The sequence below is a fragment of the Gemmatimonas sp. genome (assembly GCF_044376735.1).
GTDB lineage: Bacteria > Gemmatimonadota > Gemmatimonadetes > Gemmatimonadales > Gemmatimonadaceae > Gemmatimonas.
The window spans coordinates 1-14,057 of the sequence record NZ_JBILKJ010000070.1; the positions used below are offsets into that span (position 1 = coordinate 1).

Sequence of the window (14,057 nt, forward strand, 5' to 3'; positions counted from 1 at the left end):
CATCATTGCGGCCGACTTGCCGAAGCTCAACGCGATGTTGAAGGCGGCCGGATTGCCGGAGATTACGCGGAGCAAGGTGGAGAAGGGCGGGCCTGGTGCGGCACAGCCGGTGTTTGTGCCGGATGCGGAGTTTGATCGCTAGGGATTCGCGCTGGTGGTAGTGATGACGCCCGGTCGACTTGGACAGTCGACCGGGCGTTGTGCTACCGCTGCCGAGCCTGACGTCGGGTCCGTGAGCGCAGACCATCCCGCGACGGCCTGACCCTCCGCCCGCGAAACACCGGGCCGTCCCGGGCGTAAGTTGCCGCATGCCCGCCGGCGAACTTGCCCTCGACCCCCAGCTTCCCGCGCAGATCCGCGCGGGCGATGCGTTCGCCTTCGAACGGTGTTTCCGGGCTATGCACGGGCCGCTGGTCGCGTTCACGGCGCGCTATGTCGGCGACCGGGCGCGGGCGGAGGAGGTAGTGCAGGAGCTGTTCCTCGCCGTCTGGCGCGATCGCGAAACGCTTGTGGTCTCCGGCAGCTTTCGCGCCTACCTCTATTCCGCGGCGCGCAATCGGGCGCTCAACGTGCGTCGGCGCGATGCCGTGGAACGGGATTGGACCGACGATGAAGCGCTCGACGGGGTGCGCGTCCTCCACCCATCGCCGACGGAGCCGGACGCCGTGCTCGAGTCGGCCGAGCTGCAGTCGCGTGTGACGGCCGCCTTCGCGACGCTGCCGGAACGCTGTCGCCTGGCCATGCACCTACGCTGGCGCGAGGGGTTGTCGTACGCCGAAATCGCCGACGTGCTGGGCATCGGCGTGAAGGGCGTCGAGAACCAGCTGGCCCGCGGGCTCAAGGCGCTCAGGGCGCGGCTGACCGACCCCTGAGCGTTCTCTGACCACCCGCGAACGTGTCGGTGGGGGGTTTTCGCGATCCTCCGTGTCTTGCTGATAACCCCCTGAATCGACCATGTCCTTCGACCCCTCCTCCTCTCCATCGTCCTCCGACGCCGAGCTCCCCCCTGGGGCGCTGGGCGAGGCCGTACGCGCTGCCGCCAGCGGCGATGTCACGGTGCGTGCGGAAGAGACGGAGGAGGCCTGGCAGCAACTGCAGGCTCGCCTGCCGCGCGAAGCGGGCGGTGTGGTCGGCACCATTACCCCTCACACGGGCGAACGGCGGCCGCGACCGCGGTGGTGGAGTTATGCCGCAGCGGCGGTCCTCACCGTGGGCGCGGTGGGGCTCTGGCAACGGCAGTCGACGGCCCGTGATGTGGTGTCGGCACCGCTTGGCCAACGGGTCGCGGTCACGCTCCCCGACGGCAGTACGATCACGCTGGCCGCGGGCAGTACCGCCTCCTGGGTGCGCGGCTTTCGTGGCGGCCAACGCGACATCACGCTCGAAGGCGAAGCGTACTTCGAGGTCGTGCACGACAGCACCACGCCCTTCCTCGTGCGCGCACGCGACGGCGTCGCGCAGGACGTGGGCACGCGGTTCATCGTGCGCGCCTGGCCCGAGCTGACGCAGCTGGAGGTGGCGGTGGAGGAGGGCGTGGTGGCCTTGGCCGACAGCGCCGCGGCGCGCACGGTGCCGGTCGCGAAACGGGTGCAGCTGCGGGCCGGTCAACGCGGTCGACTGGGTCCTGACGGCGCCGTGGCGGTGCTCCCCGTGGACAGCGCCGCCTTCAGCTGGTTGACGGGCGCCCTCGCCTTTACCGATGTGCCAGCGCAGGAAGCCGTGGCCGTGATTGGCCGCTGGTATGGTGTGCAGATCGCCGTGGCCCCCGCGCTCGCCGAGCGACGGCTGACGGCCCGCTTTGTCAGTCAACCCTTACCGCAGCTGCTCGATGCCCTCGCGCTGTCACTTGGCGCGACCGTGGACCGGCGCGGAATGCAGATCACGCTGACTCCCTGACCCATGACGTTTCGTATCGCCCGAACCCTGTGGCTCCTGGCCGCGGGGAGCCCGCTGGCTGCGCCCGTGCGATCACTCGCAGCGCAACAGCCATCCGCACCGAGCGGCTTCGTGGCCCTCGATAGTGCCAGCACCGCTCGCGGCGCCTTGCGGACGCCCGTGACCATCACCCTTCGCAACGTCTCGCTGGCGCAGCTGCTCGACGAGATCACGAAGCAGGCCCGCATTTCGTATGTCGCCGATCGCGCGCTCCCTGGGCTCGATCGGACGGTCTCCATGGTGGTGCAGCAACTGCCCGCCCGTGACGCCCTACTGCGGGCGATCAGTGGCTCGCCGCTGCAGATCCTGGTGGGGGCCGGCGGGCAGCTTGCCGTCGTTCGTCGCTCCGCGGCCGCGCCACCGCCCGCCGTCAAGGATGGCGAAAAGCTGCGGCTGTCCGGCTTCGTACGTAGCGCCGCAAGTAATGAAGTCATCCGTCACGCGGTCCTGTTGGTGAACGACGAGACACGGCGCGAGAGCAACGAGGAAGGGTTCTACGTCCTGCTGCTGCCACGCGGCACCCATCGACTGCAGCTGCGCGCGCTCGGCTTTGCCCCGATCGATACGACCGTCGTGCTCACCGGCGCGACCACCACTGACCTCACCATGCGTCCGCGCACCATGGTGCTGTCGGCGATGCGGGTGCAGGCGACCAAGGCCGAGCGCGCCGATCTCGATCCCAAGCTTCCCGACATGAGTGTCACCCGACTCGACCTCGCGATCGCCAAGCAGATCCCCCCCCTGCTGGGTGAGGTGGACCCGCTCCGCTCGCTGACGCTGCTCCCCGGTGTCGCCACCACCAGCGACGCCTCCACCGCCTTCAGTGTGCGCGGCGGTAGCGTGGACCAGAATCTCATCCTGCTCGACGAGTCGACGATCTACAATCCGTCGCACATCCTGGGCTTTCTCTCCACCTTCAACGCCGACGCCGTCGACGACGTGACGCTCTACAAGGGCGCCATTCCCGCCAAGTACGGCGGGCGCCTGTCGAGCGTGGTGGATGTGCGTCAGCGCGAGGGCAATGCGCGGGAGTTTGCCGGCAACGCATCGATTGGACTGCTCGCCAGCCGGGCCATGGTCGAAGGACCGCTTCCCAACGGACGTGGCAGCTACATGCTCGCCGGCCGGCGGTCCTACGCCGATGCCTTCCTCCGGCTATCGAACGACACGAGTCTCAATCGGAACGCCGCCTTCTTCTATGACATCAATGCCAAGCTGAACGTTCGGGTGGGCCTCACGGGCTCGGTGATGCTCTCCACCTACGCCGGACGCGACCGGTTCGCGCAGGCCAGCGAAAACTTCGGTGTCGGGTGGGGTAACCGCTCCACGACGCTGCGCTGGAATCAGGCGTTCGGTCGCCTCTTCTCGAAAGTGGCCGCCACCAGCAGCGACTACGACTACAAGCTTGAGTTTCGCTTCGACCCCGCCGATTCCGCGCGATGGGTCGCGGGCATCCGCAGCAACAACCTCAAGATCGACGAAACGTTTCGGCTGACCGACCGACAGACGCTCGAGTTCGGCGGCGAGCTGATCGATCACGAGTTCCGTCCTGGCCGCATCACCCCGCGTGGAGACACGACGCTGATTCGTCCGCGCACCATCGAGACGCGCTTCGCCATGTCGAGCGCGCTCTATGTCGGACACGAAGTCGAGCTCGGCTCGCGGATCGGGGTGCGCTACGGCGTGCGCTACGCCGCCTTCGACCGCACGGGGCCGATGACGCGCTATCGCTACGCCAACGACGCACCCGTCGTCTTCAACAGCGCCCTCGGCCGCTACGAGCCGGGTCGCCTGCTCGACAGCACGCGCGTCACGGGCGGCGGCTCGCAGTTCCGGTACGATGGCTTCGAGCCGCGCGCCTCGATGCGCTTCACGCTCACCGAGGGAAGCAGCCTCAAGGCCAGCTACGCCCGCACGCAGCAGTTCCTGCAGCTGGTGTCGAATACCAACTCGCCGACACCGCTCGATGTCTGGGAGCCGGCCGGCCAGTGGATTCAGCCGCAGCGTGCGCATCAGTACGCCCTCGGCTACAGCGGACGACGCGGCACGTATGAGTTCACCGCCGAGACGTACTTCAAGACCGCCACCAACGTCGTGGACTACATCGATGGGGCCGATCTGGTGTTGAATCCCCGCCTCGAAACGCTGCTCATTCAAGGCGAAGGACGCGCCTACGGGCTCGAGCTGTTCCTGCGTCGCACCAGCGGGCGCCTGACTGGCTGGGCGAGCTACACCCTCGCGCGGGCTGAACAGCGCTTTCCGGTGCCGGCACGGGCGGGCGCTACGAGCGGTGGTGGCGTGAACGGGGGCGCGTGGTACGTGTCTCCCTTCGACAAGACCCACAATCTCTCGCTGGTGGGCGTCTACGCGTGGAAGCCCAAGTGGACGGTCGGGTCGACGTTCCTCTTCGCCACCGGGTTGCCCACCACGTTGCCGCAGAGCCGCTATGTGATTGACGGCTTTCTGATCGCCGAGTACGGGCCGCGAAACAGCGAGCGCTTGCCCACGTATCATCGGCTCGATCTCAGTCTGACGCGCACCATGCGGCGCGGTGAGCTGCAGTTCGGTCTGCTGAACGTGTACAACCGGTTCAACGCGCAGTCACTCCGCGTACGCCAGCAGGAGCGGAACCCGCTCGCTGCCGAGGCAGTGCAAACGTCCATCTTCGGCATCGTGCCGAGCATCAACTACGTCTTCAAGTTCTGATCATGCGTACTCGAACTCTTCGACGCGTCATGGCGGTGCTGGCGCTCCCGGTGCTGGCGGCCTGCGAGAAAGTGGTGGAAATCGAGGTCGCCGACGGTCCGGTGCGACTGGTGGTGGAAGGGCGCTTGGAAGCGTTGCGCGGCGCCACCGCCAGCACCGCGAGCGGCCAGCAGTCGCTGCGCCTGACCACGACCGCCCCGTATTTCACGAACAGCGCGTCGCCGCCGGCCCGCGGCGCCGTCGTGTCGGTGCGCGACGATCGCGGCACGGTGGTGCTGTTCCGCGAGTCGTCGACGCCCGGTACCTATGTGACCGACAGTCTGGTGGCCGCGGCGGGGCGCACGTACACGTTGCGGATCGAGTGGCAGGGCGATCGGTACGAAGCGGTGGAAGCGCTGAACGCGGTGGCCGGGATCGATTCGCTGTACTTCACGCCGCGACCGAGGCGAGATCCCGTAAAGGACGGCCTGCGCGCGACGATCGACCTCCGTGACCCGCCGTCGGTGCGCAACTACTATCTGTGGGATCAATTCGTGGATGGCACGCGGCTGCTCTCGCCGGACACGCTCTTTCGCTACCGCGTGGTCACCTCCGACGAGTTCTATCAGGGTCGTCGCGTGCGGGCGTTCCAGCCGTTCGACGGGCGCGCCGTGCGTAGCGGCCAGGAGGTGCTGGTGCGGCAGTACTCCATTTCGGAGGCGGTCTGGCGCTACTACGACGCGCTCAACCAGCAGGTGGATGGCGACGGCTCCCCCTTCTCGGTGCCTCCCGCGAGTGTGCGCGGGAACGTGGCGAATCTCACCACACCGTCGAAGCGTGCGCTGGGGTACTTCGTGGCGAGTGAGGTGGCCGAGCGGCGGGGGCGCGTGCCGTAGGGTATGGCGTGACGAGTGGTGCGCGGTACTCCCCGCAGTACACCCTTCAACGGTGGCGCGGACGCGCGGCTACCGTAAAGGATGATGGTCATGGCGCGGGAGGTACCGTCGTGCGCTGCCATGGGCAGGTCATGCGATGCGTCTCCTCAGCGTAAGCCATGCAAGGCCGCGGCCGCTGCTTCTACGGTTCGCGCGACATCACCGCGGTGTGTATTCCAGCCACATACGCTGATGCGCATCACCCGCTGTCCATCCCACATGCCGCCACTCATGAACGCTTCACCGCTGGCGTTGATCGCGGCGATCACCGCGTCGCTGATGTTGCTGCCATCATGCGCGTTGAACTGGATCAGCCCCTGGTTCATCGTCGGCCGCGCGATGCCGGTCGCCCCCGGTAACGCGGCCATGCCGTCATAGATGGCGGCGGCATGATCGCAGCATCGCTCGATCATGGCCGCGAGACCATCGCGGCCCAGCTCCATCAACGCCGCCAGTGCCGGCAAGGCGCGGGCTCGGCGCGACCATTCCGGGGTGAAATCCATCGGATCACGGACATCGCCGCCACTCGTCAGATACGCCGCCGTCATCCGCATCGCCGCGCTGTGCGCCACCGGATCACGGGTGATCGCCATGCCGCAATCGTAGGGCGTGTTCAGCCATTTATGGCCATCGGTCGCCCAGCTATCGGCCCGTTCGACCCCCGTCACCAGCGGGGCGAGCCGCGGACTGGCATTGGCCCACAGTCCGAAGGCGCCGTCGACATGAACCCATGCGCCCCTCGCCTGCGCGATCGGAATCAACGTCGCGAAATCATCGCAGGCACCGATATTGAGGTCGCCAGCATTGAGGATGACAATGGTCGGTGCGTCGGGGGCGAGTGCCAGCGTATCGCGTAGCACGCTGGGTGAGACCTGACCGGGTCGGTCGCCGCCGAGCGGAACGACACAGTCACTGCCCATTCCGAGCAGGCGCAGCGCCCGCGTCACGGAGGAATGATGATGCGCGTTGGCGAGTACACGGACGACCGGGGCACCTTGCAGTCCCTTGGCTTCGACATCCCAGCCGCGGCGCGCCAGCACGGCATGACGCGCCGCGGCAAGCGCGGTGACATGCGCCATCTGGCAGCCGGTGACAAAGGCATAGCTGCAATCGGACGGCAGCCGCAGTGCCTCCAGCAAGAACCGCCCGGCGACTTCCTCCAGCACGGCGCCGGCGGGACTGGTCGATGCCAGCACGGCATTCTGATCCCAGGCCGAACACATGATGTCGGTGGCCAGCGCGGCGGGGAGCGCCCCGCCCTTCACCCAGGCGAAAAAGCGGCCGCCGGCATTGCCGGTCAATCCCGGCTCAGCCGCTGCGGCAATCGCGCGGACGACATCGGTGGCGGGCAAGCCATGCTCCGGGAGATGTGTCGGCAGCGGTGCGCGCATTTCGCTGGGCGTGCCGCGCGAGGCAACGGGGCGGGTGTCGAGCGAGGCCAGATAGCGGCGGGCTTCGGCAAACGCGATATCGAGGGCGTCCATGGTGGGAGGGTAATGAGCGGGCCTCATCACGTAAATGTTGTCGCGGCGTCGTTGTCCCGTCGTCTGCGTACGGCAGCCACTCGGTCCTCTCCCGTGTACGCCATGCGATGCCGTTCCCGCCGTTCCGGCTATATTTTTTATGCAGCCGTACCCCCCACCCGAAGCCTTTGAGGCATCGGTAGCTCGCTGTGCTCGCGTTTTGCTCGATGGCCCGTTGCAGAAGCCCGCGTTCGACCTCACAACCCAACGTACCGCTCAGGTCATCGATCGGAGTGTTGGACGGCGGTACAACCTCGCCAATACAACTCTTCGCCACGGCTATGCGCTTCGTCGTTCCCGCCGTCCTCCTCCTTGTGGCACTGATTCACGCGCTTCCATTGTTGGGAGTGGTCAGCGCCGCAAGCGTGTCGAGTCTCTACGGCATTGCAGTGCAGGACTCGAACCTTGAGATCCTCATGCGCCACCGAGCCGTGCTATTCGGCTTGCTGGCAGCCTTCCTGGCCTACGCGGCCTTTCATCGGCATCTGCACAGCCTCGCCCTCATTGCCGCCGCGGTAAGCGTCGTCGCATTCCTCGCGCTCGCCATCTCTGTTCGCAATTACAACTCGGCCTTGTCCACCGTCGTCAAGGCCGACATCCTCGCGTTGGCTTTGCTTGTCATCGCTGCCATCGTGCACCTGCTCACGCGCGGTGACGCGGCGTATTCCACATAATGGACGTCGGTGCGTTGCGCGATGCAGACGCCCACGGCGGGTCGCCAGTGTGGCTGCGGTCCTATGGTTGGGTCGCCAACTCGGTGTGCGCGCGATCTCGTCAACGGTCGCGGATTTCGCGGTGGGACTCGCGGTCGGCGCTCGCAACGGGTCCAGCGACGTACACACACCGAGAGGGTAAGGCCGGGTCGAGAACTGGTTCACCTCAGCATTGTGCGAAGGGCGGGAGCGGAAGGGGCGACACGAGAAGCTGACCCCCTGGCGACATGAGGCATTGACCCCTCCCGCCGATTCCACCACCCTGCGAGTCGTCGTCCACTATCCACCCCACGACAGGCCTATGGACTTGCTGCGCGTGCTCGACCGGGTCATCTTCGACTGGGGGAACATCGTATGGGCGGTCGGTTTGTTGTGGTGGGCGCAAGTGCAGCCCGGTCATACGCCACTGCGACGCTTGGGGCGCTGGGGCGGCGCGCTGTTCCTGCTGTATTGGCTGGACGCGCGACTCGTGCCTGGGGAGAGCCCGGCCTGGTACGTTGTGCGCGCGTTCCTCCTGGTGGTTCGAGTGACCTGCGTCATCGGTCTGGTGCGCAGTCTCTCGTTGCTGTCGCGTCACCGGAGCGGAGATGCGGCGTAACGCGGGTTCGGCATCGCGGCCGAACCTACGCGGGTCTGTCAGTGCGGTGCGTGCACCCGGAACCTTTCACTGCGGTCATGCTCCCCCCGAAGCCTTGGAGGCACGCTATGCGCTTACTTGGTAATGCTCCCTCGGTGATGTGCCTGGTGATGGGTGTCGCTCTGCTCTCGCCAACGCACGCCGTGGCCGCACAAACGCCTGTCACGGCACGGGTCGTGGGGCAGGTGTACGACAGCATCGCCGCTGCTCCGCTTCCCAATGCGTTGGTGAGGCTCTTTCGCCCCGATGATCCGTCGGTGGGAATCAACGCGCGCACCGACGAGCGGGGGATGTTTGCCGTACCGGAATTACCGGGTGGTGTGTGGGTGGCATCGTTTGCCCACGCCCGCCTGGATTCGTTGCGCCTGGAGGCACCCCTGGCCCGTGTGGCGGTCGTCGAGAGCGGCACCATTCCGCTCACCTTGGCCATTGCGAGTGCGTCGTCGGTGGCGCGTATGCTCTGCCCCACGGGCAGCGACAGCGCCGTGACGCTGGTCGGTGAAGTGCGTTCGGCGGGCGACAAGTCTCCAGTGGCCGGTGCTACGGTGTCGGTGGAGTGGCCGGAATGGGTCTTCGCCAAGAAGTCGACCGTGCGCGAAGACGTGCGACGCACCGCGCGTACCGATCGTGAGGGGCGGTATGTGCTGTGCGGCGCCGCGCGAGGCACCGTGGTGTCGGCGCGGGCGTGGCAGGCCAGTGACTCCACGGGACAGATCGAGTTCGGCATTCCCGAATCAGCGTATGCCGTGCTCGATCTGTTCGTTGACCGGCGCGCGTCTGCTGCCATGCTCCCCACCGATAGTGGAGCCCCCGCCCCCGCGCGCGCAGGCACCGCCGTGGTTCGCGGTACCGTGCAATCAGGCCCTGCGACCGCGCTGCCCGACGCCACCGTGCGCGTTATTGGCAGCGGAGCCACGGTACGCACCGATTCCACGGGAGCGTTTTTCATCGTGGATGCGGCGGGCGGTACACAAAGCGTCGAGGCGCGTGCCATCGGCTACGAGCCGGAGCGACGGGCCGTGCAATTGGAGCCCGGCGTGCCGCTGGAGCTTTCGTTCACGCTCAACAAGCGCAATGTGCTATTGGACACGGTGCGCGTGGTTGCCGGCCAGTCGTTGCCCAACGACGTACGTTCGCTGGAGCGCCGTTGGCGGCAAGGGCAGGGCATGTTCCTCGATGGGGCCACCGTGCGCGAGCGCACCAGCACCATGGTCACCAATGCGCTCACGGGCCTGCCCGGTATCCGGGTCGTGTCCGGCCAAGGATGGGGGAACAACATCGTCGGCCGCAACTTCGTGGGCCTGGAATGTCGTGCGACGCTGTTCCTCGATGGCTACCTCCTGTCCAGTCCGGGACGGTACCCCGCAACGCTCGACGAGATGGTCTTGCCTGACGAAGTGGCGGTACTCGAGGTGTATGGACGGTCGTCCACGGTACCCGCCGAGTATCTCACGATGGACGGCTGCGGCGTGGTTGCGGTGTGGACCAAGCGAGGGTTGGGGAACGTGCGGGTGTTTGGTCCGCAAAGGCAGAAGTAGAGCGGGTGAAGCGCGACACGTTGCGCTGTCCGTTACGGCCTCGACTACCACGCAGCCGGCGAACGCTACCCGATGACCTGCGACAACACACGCTGCATGTTGCCGCCGGCCACCTTGGCCACATCACTGGCTGACAGCCCCTTGGCTCGGAGCGCGGTCAGCCAGTCGGGTAGCTGCGCATAGTCACCAAGCACCGGCTTGAGGTTGCCATCCATGTCGGTGCCCAGGCCCACGTGGTCCACGCCGACGGTGTCGATGAGCCGCATCGTGTTGGCGACGAACTCGTCGAAGCTGGCGTTGAAGCCGCTGGGCCACGCCCCGATTACCCCGCCGGTGCCGGCTACGAGCTTCGCATGCTCGACACTGATGGCGCGCGCTGCGAGCAGGCGCGCGTCATCCAACCTGAGAATGCTGTGCGAGAGGATGAGCGGCGCCGAGGTCTGCGAGGCCACATCGCGCACGGTCTCGAATGATGCGTGCGCCACATCGATCACGATCCCCTTCGCGGTCAGCCGCTTGACGACCGCCTTTCCGGCCGCCGACAGTCCGCCGTGCTGACTCGGCTGCGTTTGCAGATCGCCCAGCACGTTGGGTACATAGTGCACCAGCTGCAGTGAGCGCACACCGTCGGCGTGGAGCTGATCGACACGCCCCGCGTCTCCTTCCAGGAACTCGCCTCCTTCACAGGCGAGGAATGCCGCCACCGTGTGTTCACGCTGGGCACGCTGCAGGTCCGACGCCCGCGTGGCGATGAATGCGGCCGTCGTCCGCATGAGCGCCGTCAGGTCGGCGAGCTGTCGCTGATACTCGCGCGCCGCATCCCCCTTCGCGTATCCACCGTGCGTGACCACGCCGTTGGGCGTCAGTTCGATCAGCGGACCATCCGCCACCAGGCTGAAGAAGGCGCCGGTGAGTCCGCCCGCCTGCATACCGGCGACGGTCTTCCGGTGCGCTTCGTCTCCCAGGTACTCCGGTCTCCCCTTCTGAAAGGTGGCGCCGGGGTGCGCGTGAAGATCAAAGACGATCGGCGCGGGTTGCCTTTCGTGCGTGGCGTTCGAGACGGCGTGCTCGACGGATCGCTGCGCGGATGCCGCCCGAGCCAGCGATGAGACGCCGGCGGTGGCCAGCAGACTGTCGTGAAGGAAGCGCCGGCGATTGATCATGCGTCAATGTTCAACCGCCGGTGCATTCGAGCAAGCTTGCCGTAGGCCGAAGAGGCGCTTCCTGCAGTCGGCTCTGCGCTACCAGTCTTCTCTCTCCTGGCGTTCGATGGTCGCCGCGTGCTCGTGCTGGCATCAGGGACGACGGTGAGCGTTATTGCTGGGTCGATACTTCGGCATCTCGGCGCCGTTCTGGCTGAACCTGCAGACGCGCTATGACCTGGAGGTTGAAAGCGGCTGGTCAGGCCCGCGTCTCGATGTCGAGGTCGCCGCCTACGCGGCCGCCAGTTAACGATGCGTGCGGCCGTCGGGTGACTCGATAGCTCGCTGCGCTCGCGTTGAATCTGATCGCCCGCTCAAGAGGCGGAGCGTTCGCGTGAGCAGAACACCATGAGGTGCGACGATGGGTTGGTTTGGATCGGATCCCTTCACGGACACACGGCTCGGCACCTTCAAGCGGACTGGAGGTGTCTGGGTCACTCGTGCGGAGCTCCCAGCGCTGGGGCAGGTCGAACTTCAGCTCGCTGGCGATCGCGCGGCGCCCTCTCGCGAGAGTCTGGCGTGCGCACATGAGGTGTCGGCCCTGTACGCCGCGCTCCGTGTGGAGATCGGCCGTGCCCTCTACGAGCACCTTGAGCCGTACGCGGACGCCATTCGTGCCGGCGAGATGGTAGCCGACGGATTCGATCCTTCGCGTATTCGAGGGCCGGAGGACACTTGGCCGCACGTGGAAGCGAGTGTCGTGAGCATTGACCCTGCGCGCACGGAGTTTCTGATCGAGATCCAGTTGCGCGCGGCATGGGATGAGGAGCACACGCTTGGCGTCCGGATACGGGGCGGCACGTTGGTCGAAGTGTGCGGCAGCGTCTAGCGCGTGCCCGCCTCACGGAGGTTGGTGCCGTCGGCCGCGTCAGCGCAGCAGGTGGGTGGCCGCGCTTTCTCGTAATGAACAGCACCATGTTGCGCTGTTTCGTGATCCTGAGTCTCTGGTCGTGTCTGTCCACACAACCCCGAATCTCCGCACCGGATGCAGCGCGGGCGGCGGGTACGAAGTCGGCCGGGACGCGCCCCGACATTGACATCAATGACTTGTTCCAGCACTGGGTTCACTCCGGTGAGGAGGAACCATCGGGCGAAACAGGTCAGATATTCCGCCCCTCTGGCTCGATGAAATTCCCACCGAGCCGATTCAGGATGGCCTACAAGTTCGCGCCGAAGGGAGGGTGTGAGTTCTACTTTCTGTCTCCCGCCGATGCCCATCATTTCAAGCCGTGCAACTGGACCATTGTGGCAGGCCACAAGATGATCCTTCAGATCAGCGCGAATGGAAAGACGACCTCCTACAGGATCGCCCACCTCACCGGGAGGATGCTGCGACTTGTACCGTTGGAGCCGTAGCGAAACACATGAACAACGGCCTGACCCCCCGGTTGCACAGGATGGCTCCCCGGATTCGCAGCAGGCTATTCTTTGAAAAAAAGGAGAACGCTCCCGAAAACCAGAAAGCAGAGCGAGAGCAGTGGGAATACCCAGCTCAGTCTGAAATGCCTATCCAATACCGATTCCGCAGGATCATCCGGGTTCACGAAGGCCGATGCGATGGACCCGACCGGGTACCTTCCCAAGAATCGTTGAACGCTTGCTTCATTCCTTCCCCAGGATACCAGAAAGACCCGGCTGGATTCGTACATCTGTCCATCGATTTTATAGGTGTAACGAATGTCCGGGACGTAGGAATCAGGTCCGTCCGAGTTGCTAACCTCAATCATGCGACTTGAAACGATGGCGCAGGGAACCTCCTTCCAGCGCTCGGCGACCGTCGCAAGACGCCAAGGCTGATACACCAGAAAAAAACAGACAAGGGAACCGATGACCATCGCAATCAGACCGACGATGCGATGGCCATTTGATCTGAAAAACGCCGAGGGGTCAGGATTCATCGAAGGAGTTTCCGTTTTCGCTCGAACTTCGTGAGGCCGACAAGAGCACAGCCTCCGTACGGCGGGAACTGCGACGTCCTGTGCCGATCAAAGACGGTGAGTGCCTTACGAATCAACGCATGAATGGTCGCGTCGTGCCATCCCTGCCAGCATCTGCCGGAAGAGCGCCCCGATGGACTTCTTGACTCCCGCCGTCAGTTCGGGCGTAAACTCACCAACGACGGCGCTCGCGTAGCCGATCGCGTAGGCCGACAGTGAAGCGCGTGCAGCACGGGAGACCGATCGCTGGCTGCTGTGCAGCGTGAGCTCCCGCCCGAATCCACTGGCGGCCGACCCGAGTAGCCGAGCCGCGGACAGACTGGTTCGCACGTGCTCCGCCTGCGTGCACGGAGCATCGCAGTGATACGCCAGCAGGTTCTCTTTGAGAGCCAGCCCTGTTCTTGGGAGGAATCCGGATGGACGAGGACCCTTGAGCACCAGGTATGGCGGTCGCCGTCGGGGATCCTCTCCGGTGAGCAATGTGCCCGCATATGCGCCGGTCGTTTTGAGCGCGTTCTCTGCAAACCGCTGGCCGAATCGAGCGCGGTACGGGTCGCCGCGCTCCTCTTCCAGATCCATCACCACGGAGGCGAGCGCAATGACATTCGAGCCAACCAGGCCTTCAACCGAAAGGACACCGTTGGTGATCCAATTGCACGTGCGCTGCTTGCCGCTCAGTACCCAATCCGATTTGAGGGACACTGATGGACACTCATGATGGCGTTGCGGCGGAACGTCGGGTGGTGGTGAAGCATGCTGCGCGGACGTAACGCGCGCTGCAAGAAGTACGGGGGCCAACAAAAGGAGGACTCTCATGTGACGCGTTCCATACGGTCAGAGGGAAGTGACCCGATGGCGCAACGGCTGCGCGCACAGGCGCTGCGCCGGAGGTCAGGGACGGCCTACGACCCGGCGGTTCAACCGCGGTGGTCGGCGCGGTAACGCCAGGCGA

14 protein-coding genes are annotated in these 14,057 nt (G+C 65.7%); 10 read left to right on the forward strand and 4 right to left on the reverse strand.

Features of this window, described 5'->3' with window-relative positions; translation table 11 throughout:
* Nucleotides 1–308: 308 nt before the first annotated feature.
* From ACIRA7_RS10555 to ACIRA7_RS10570, 4 genes are all read left to right on the forward strand, one after another.
* A complete protein-coding gene (locus tag ACIRA7_RS10555; protein ID WP_396220804.1) occupies nucleotides 309–872 on the forward strand; it encodes an RNA polymerase sigma-70 factor in 564 nt (187 codons plus the stop codon).
* Between the two features lie 82 nt (nucleotides 873–954).
* Nucleotides 955–1,896 (forward strand): FecR family protein, encoded by a 942-nt coding sequence (locus ACIRA7_RS10560; protein ID WP_396220805.1) that lies wholly within the window; start codon nucleotides 955–957, stop codon nucleotides 1,894–1,896.
* A 66-nt stretch (nucleotides 1,897–1,962) separates the two neighbouring features.
* Nucleotides 1,963–4,641: a TonB-dependent receptor domain-containing protein gene (locus tag ACIRA7_RS10565; RefSeq protein ID WP_396220806.1), complete on the forward strand. Its 2,679-nt coding sequence runs from the start codon at nucleotides 1,963–1,965 to the stop codon at nucleotides 4,639–4,641.
* A 2-nt stretch (nucleotides 4,642–4,643) separates the two neighbouring features.
* Complete coding sequence (locus ACIRA7_RS10570) at nucleotides 4,644–5,516, forward strand: DUF4249 domain-containing protein (protein ID WP_396220807.1); 873 nt, start codon at nucleotides 4,644–4,646, stop codon at nucleotides 5,514–5,516.
* Between the two features lie 146 nt (nucleotides 5,517–5,662).
* Here the strand turns inward: ACIRA7_RS10570 and ACIRA7_RS10575 are convergent, their stop codons facing one another.
* Entirely contained in the window at nucleotides 5,663–7,039 is a 1,377-nt protein-coding gene (locus tag ACIRA7_RS10575; RefSeq protein ID WP_396220808.1) for a pyridoxal phosphate-dependent decarboxylase family protein, read from the reverse strand.
* A 320-nt stretch (nucleotides 7,040–7,359) separates the two neighbouring features.
* On the opposite strand from ACIRA7_RS10575, the gene ACIRA7_RS10580 reads away from it, so the two are divergent.
* The 3 genes from ACIRA7_RS10580 to ACIRA7_RS10590 all read left to right on the forward strand — a co-directional run bounded on the left by ACIRA7_RS10580 (nucleotide 7,360) and on the right by ACIRA7_RS10590 (nucleotide 9,966).
* The gene (locus ACIRA7_RS10580; RefSeq protein ID WP_396220809.1) at nucleotides 7,360–7,752 is read left to right on the forward strand and encodes a phosphopantetheine adenylyltransferase; all 393 of its coding nucleotides are present in this window, start codon (nucleotides 7,360–7,362) and stop codon (nucleotides 7,750–7,752) included.
* Between the two features lie 340 nt (nucleotides 7,753–8,092).
* The gene (locus ACIRA7_RS10585; protein WP_396220810.1) at nucleotides 8,093–8,389 is read left to right on the forward strand and encodes a hypothetical protein; all 297 of its coding nucleotides are present in this window, start codon (nucleotides 8,093–8,095) and stop codon (nucleotides 8,387–8,389) included.
* Between the two features lie 149 nt (nucleotides 8,390–8,538).
* The gene (locus ACIRA7_RS10590; protein ID WP_396220817.1) at nucleotides 8,539–9,966 is read left to right on the forward strand and encodes a carboxypeptidase regulatory-like domain-containing protein; all 1,428 of its coding nucleotides are present in this window, start codon (nucleotides 8,539–8,541) and stop codon (nucleotides 9,964–9,966) included.
* 65 nt (nucleotides 9,967–10,031) lie between these two features.
* Here ACIRA7_RS10590 and ACIRA7_RS10595 read toward each other — a convergent pair whose 3' ends face one another.
* Nucleotides 10,032–11,129 (reverse strand): dipeptidase, encoded by a 1,098-nt coding sequence (locus ACIRA7_RS10595; RefSeq protein WP_396220811.1) that lies wholly within the window; start codon nucleotides 11,127–11,129, stop codon nucleotides 10,032–10,034.
* 154 nt (nucleotides 11,130–11,283) lie between these two features.
* Between ACIRA7_RS10595 and ACIRA7_RS10600 the strand changes: the two genes are divergently transcribed.
* The 3 genes from ACIRA7_RS10600 (at nucleotide 11,284) to ACIRA7_RS10610 (ending at nucleotide 12,524) form a co-directional block, all read left to right on the forward strand.
* A complete protein-coding gene (locus tag ACIRA7_RS10600) occupies nucleotides 11,284–11,418 on the forward strand; it encodes a transcriptional regulator (RefSeq protein WP_396220812.1) in 135 nt (44 codons plus the stop codon).
* A 111-nt stretch (nucleotides 11,419–11,529) separates the two neighbouring features.
* Nucleotides 11,530–11,997 (forward strand): DUF6985 domain-containing protein, encoded by a 468-nt coding sequence (locus tag ACIRA7_RS10605; protein ID WP_396220813.1) that lies wholly within the window; start codon nucleotides 11,530–11,532, stop codon nucleotides 11,995–11,997.
* A gap of 74 nt (nucleotides 11,998–12,071) precedes the next feature.
* Nucleotides 12,072–12,524, forward strand: coding sequence for a hypothetical protein (locus ACIRA7_RS10610; protein WP_396220814.1), 453 nt, complete (start codon nucleotides 12,072–12,074; stop codon nucleotides 12,522–12,524).
* Between the two features lie 65 nt (nucleotides 12,525–12,589).
* Here the strand turns inward: ACIRA7_RS10610 and ACIRA7_RS10615 are convergent, their stop codons facing one another.
* Both ACIRA7_RS10615 and ACIRA7_RS10620 read right to left on the reverse strand, forming a co-directional pair.
* Nucleotides 12,590–13,066 carry a DUF3592 domain-containing protein gene (locus ACIRA7_RS10615; protein ID WP_396220815.1) on the reverse strand — a complete coding sequence of 159 codons (477 nt, stop codon included), beginning with the start codon at nucleotides 13,064–13,066 and terminating at the stop codon, nucleotides 12,590–12,592.
* 105 nt (nucleotides 13,067–13,171) lie between these two features.
* Nucleotides 13,172–13,807 (reverse strand): hypothetical protein, encoded by a 636-nt coding sequence (locus ACIRA7_RS10620; protein WP_396220816.1) that lies wholly within the window; start codon nucleotides 13,805–13,807, stop codon nucleotides 13,172–13,174.
* Nucleotides 13,808–14,057 lie beyond the last annotated feature (250 nt).

What these genes read in the sequence shown, in the direction of transcription:
- ACIRA7_RS10590 (WP_396220817.1), top strand. Translation starts at nt 8,539, where the DNA reads ATGGGTGTCGCTCTGCTCTCGCCAACGCACGCCGTGGCCGCACAAACG.
- ACIRA7_RS10610 (WP_396220814.1), top strand. Translation starts at nt 12,072, where the DNA reads ATGAACAGCACCATGTTGCGCTGTTTCGTGATCCTGAGTCTCTGGTCG.
- ACIRA7_RS10585 (WP_396220810.1), top strand. Translation starts at nt 8,093, where the DNA reads ATGGACTTGCTGCGCGTGCTCGACCGGGTCATCTTCGACTGGGGGAAC.
- ACIRA7_RS10615 (WP_396220815.1), bottom strand. Translation starts at nt 13,066, where the DNA reads ATGAATCCTGACCCCTCGGCGTTTTTCAGATCAAATGGCCATCGCATC.
- ACIRA7_RS10595 (WP_396220811.1), bottom strand. Translation starts at nt 11,129, where the DNA reads ATGATCAATCGCCGGCGCTTCCTTCACGACAGTCTGCTGGCCACCGCC.
- ACIRA7_RS10560 (WP_396220805.1), top strand. Translation starts at nt 955, where the DNA reads ATGTCCTTCGACCCCTCCTCCTCTCCATCGTCCTCCGACGCCGAGCTC.
- ACIRA7_RS10570 (WP_396220807.1), top strand. Translation starts at nt 4,644, where the DNA reads ATGCGTACTCGAACTCTTCGACGCGTCATGGCGGTGCTGGCGCTCCCG.
- ACIRA7_RS10555 (WP_396220804.1), top strand. Translation starts at nt 309, where the DNA reads ATGCCCGCCGGCGAACTTGCCCTCGACCCCCAGCTTCCCGCGCAGATC.
- ACIRA7_RS10580 (WP_396220809.1), top strand. Translation starts at nt 7,360, where the DNA reads ATGCGCTTCGTCGTTCCCGCCGTCCTCCTCCTTGTGGCACTGATTCAC.
- ACIRA7_RS10575 (WP_396220808.1), bottom strand. Translation starts at nt 7,039, where the DNA reads ATGGACGCCCTCGATATCGCGTTTGCCGAAGCCCGCCGCTATCTGGCC.
- ACIRA7_RS10605 (WP_396220813.1), top strand. Translation starts at nt 11,530, where the DNA reads ATGGGTTGGTTTGGATCGGATCCCTTCACGGACACACGGCTCGGCACC.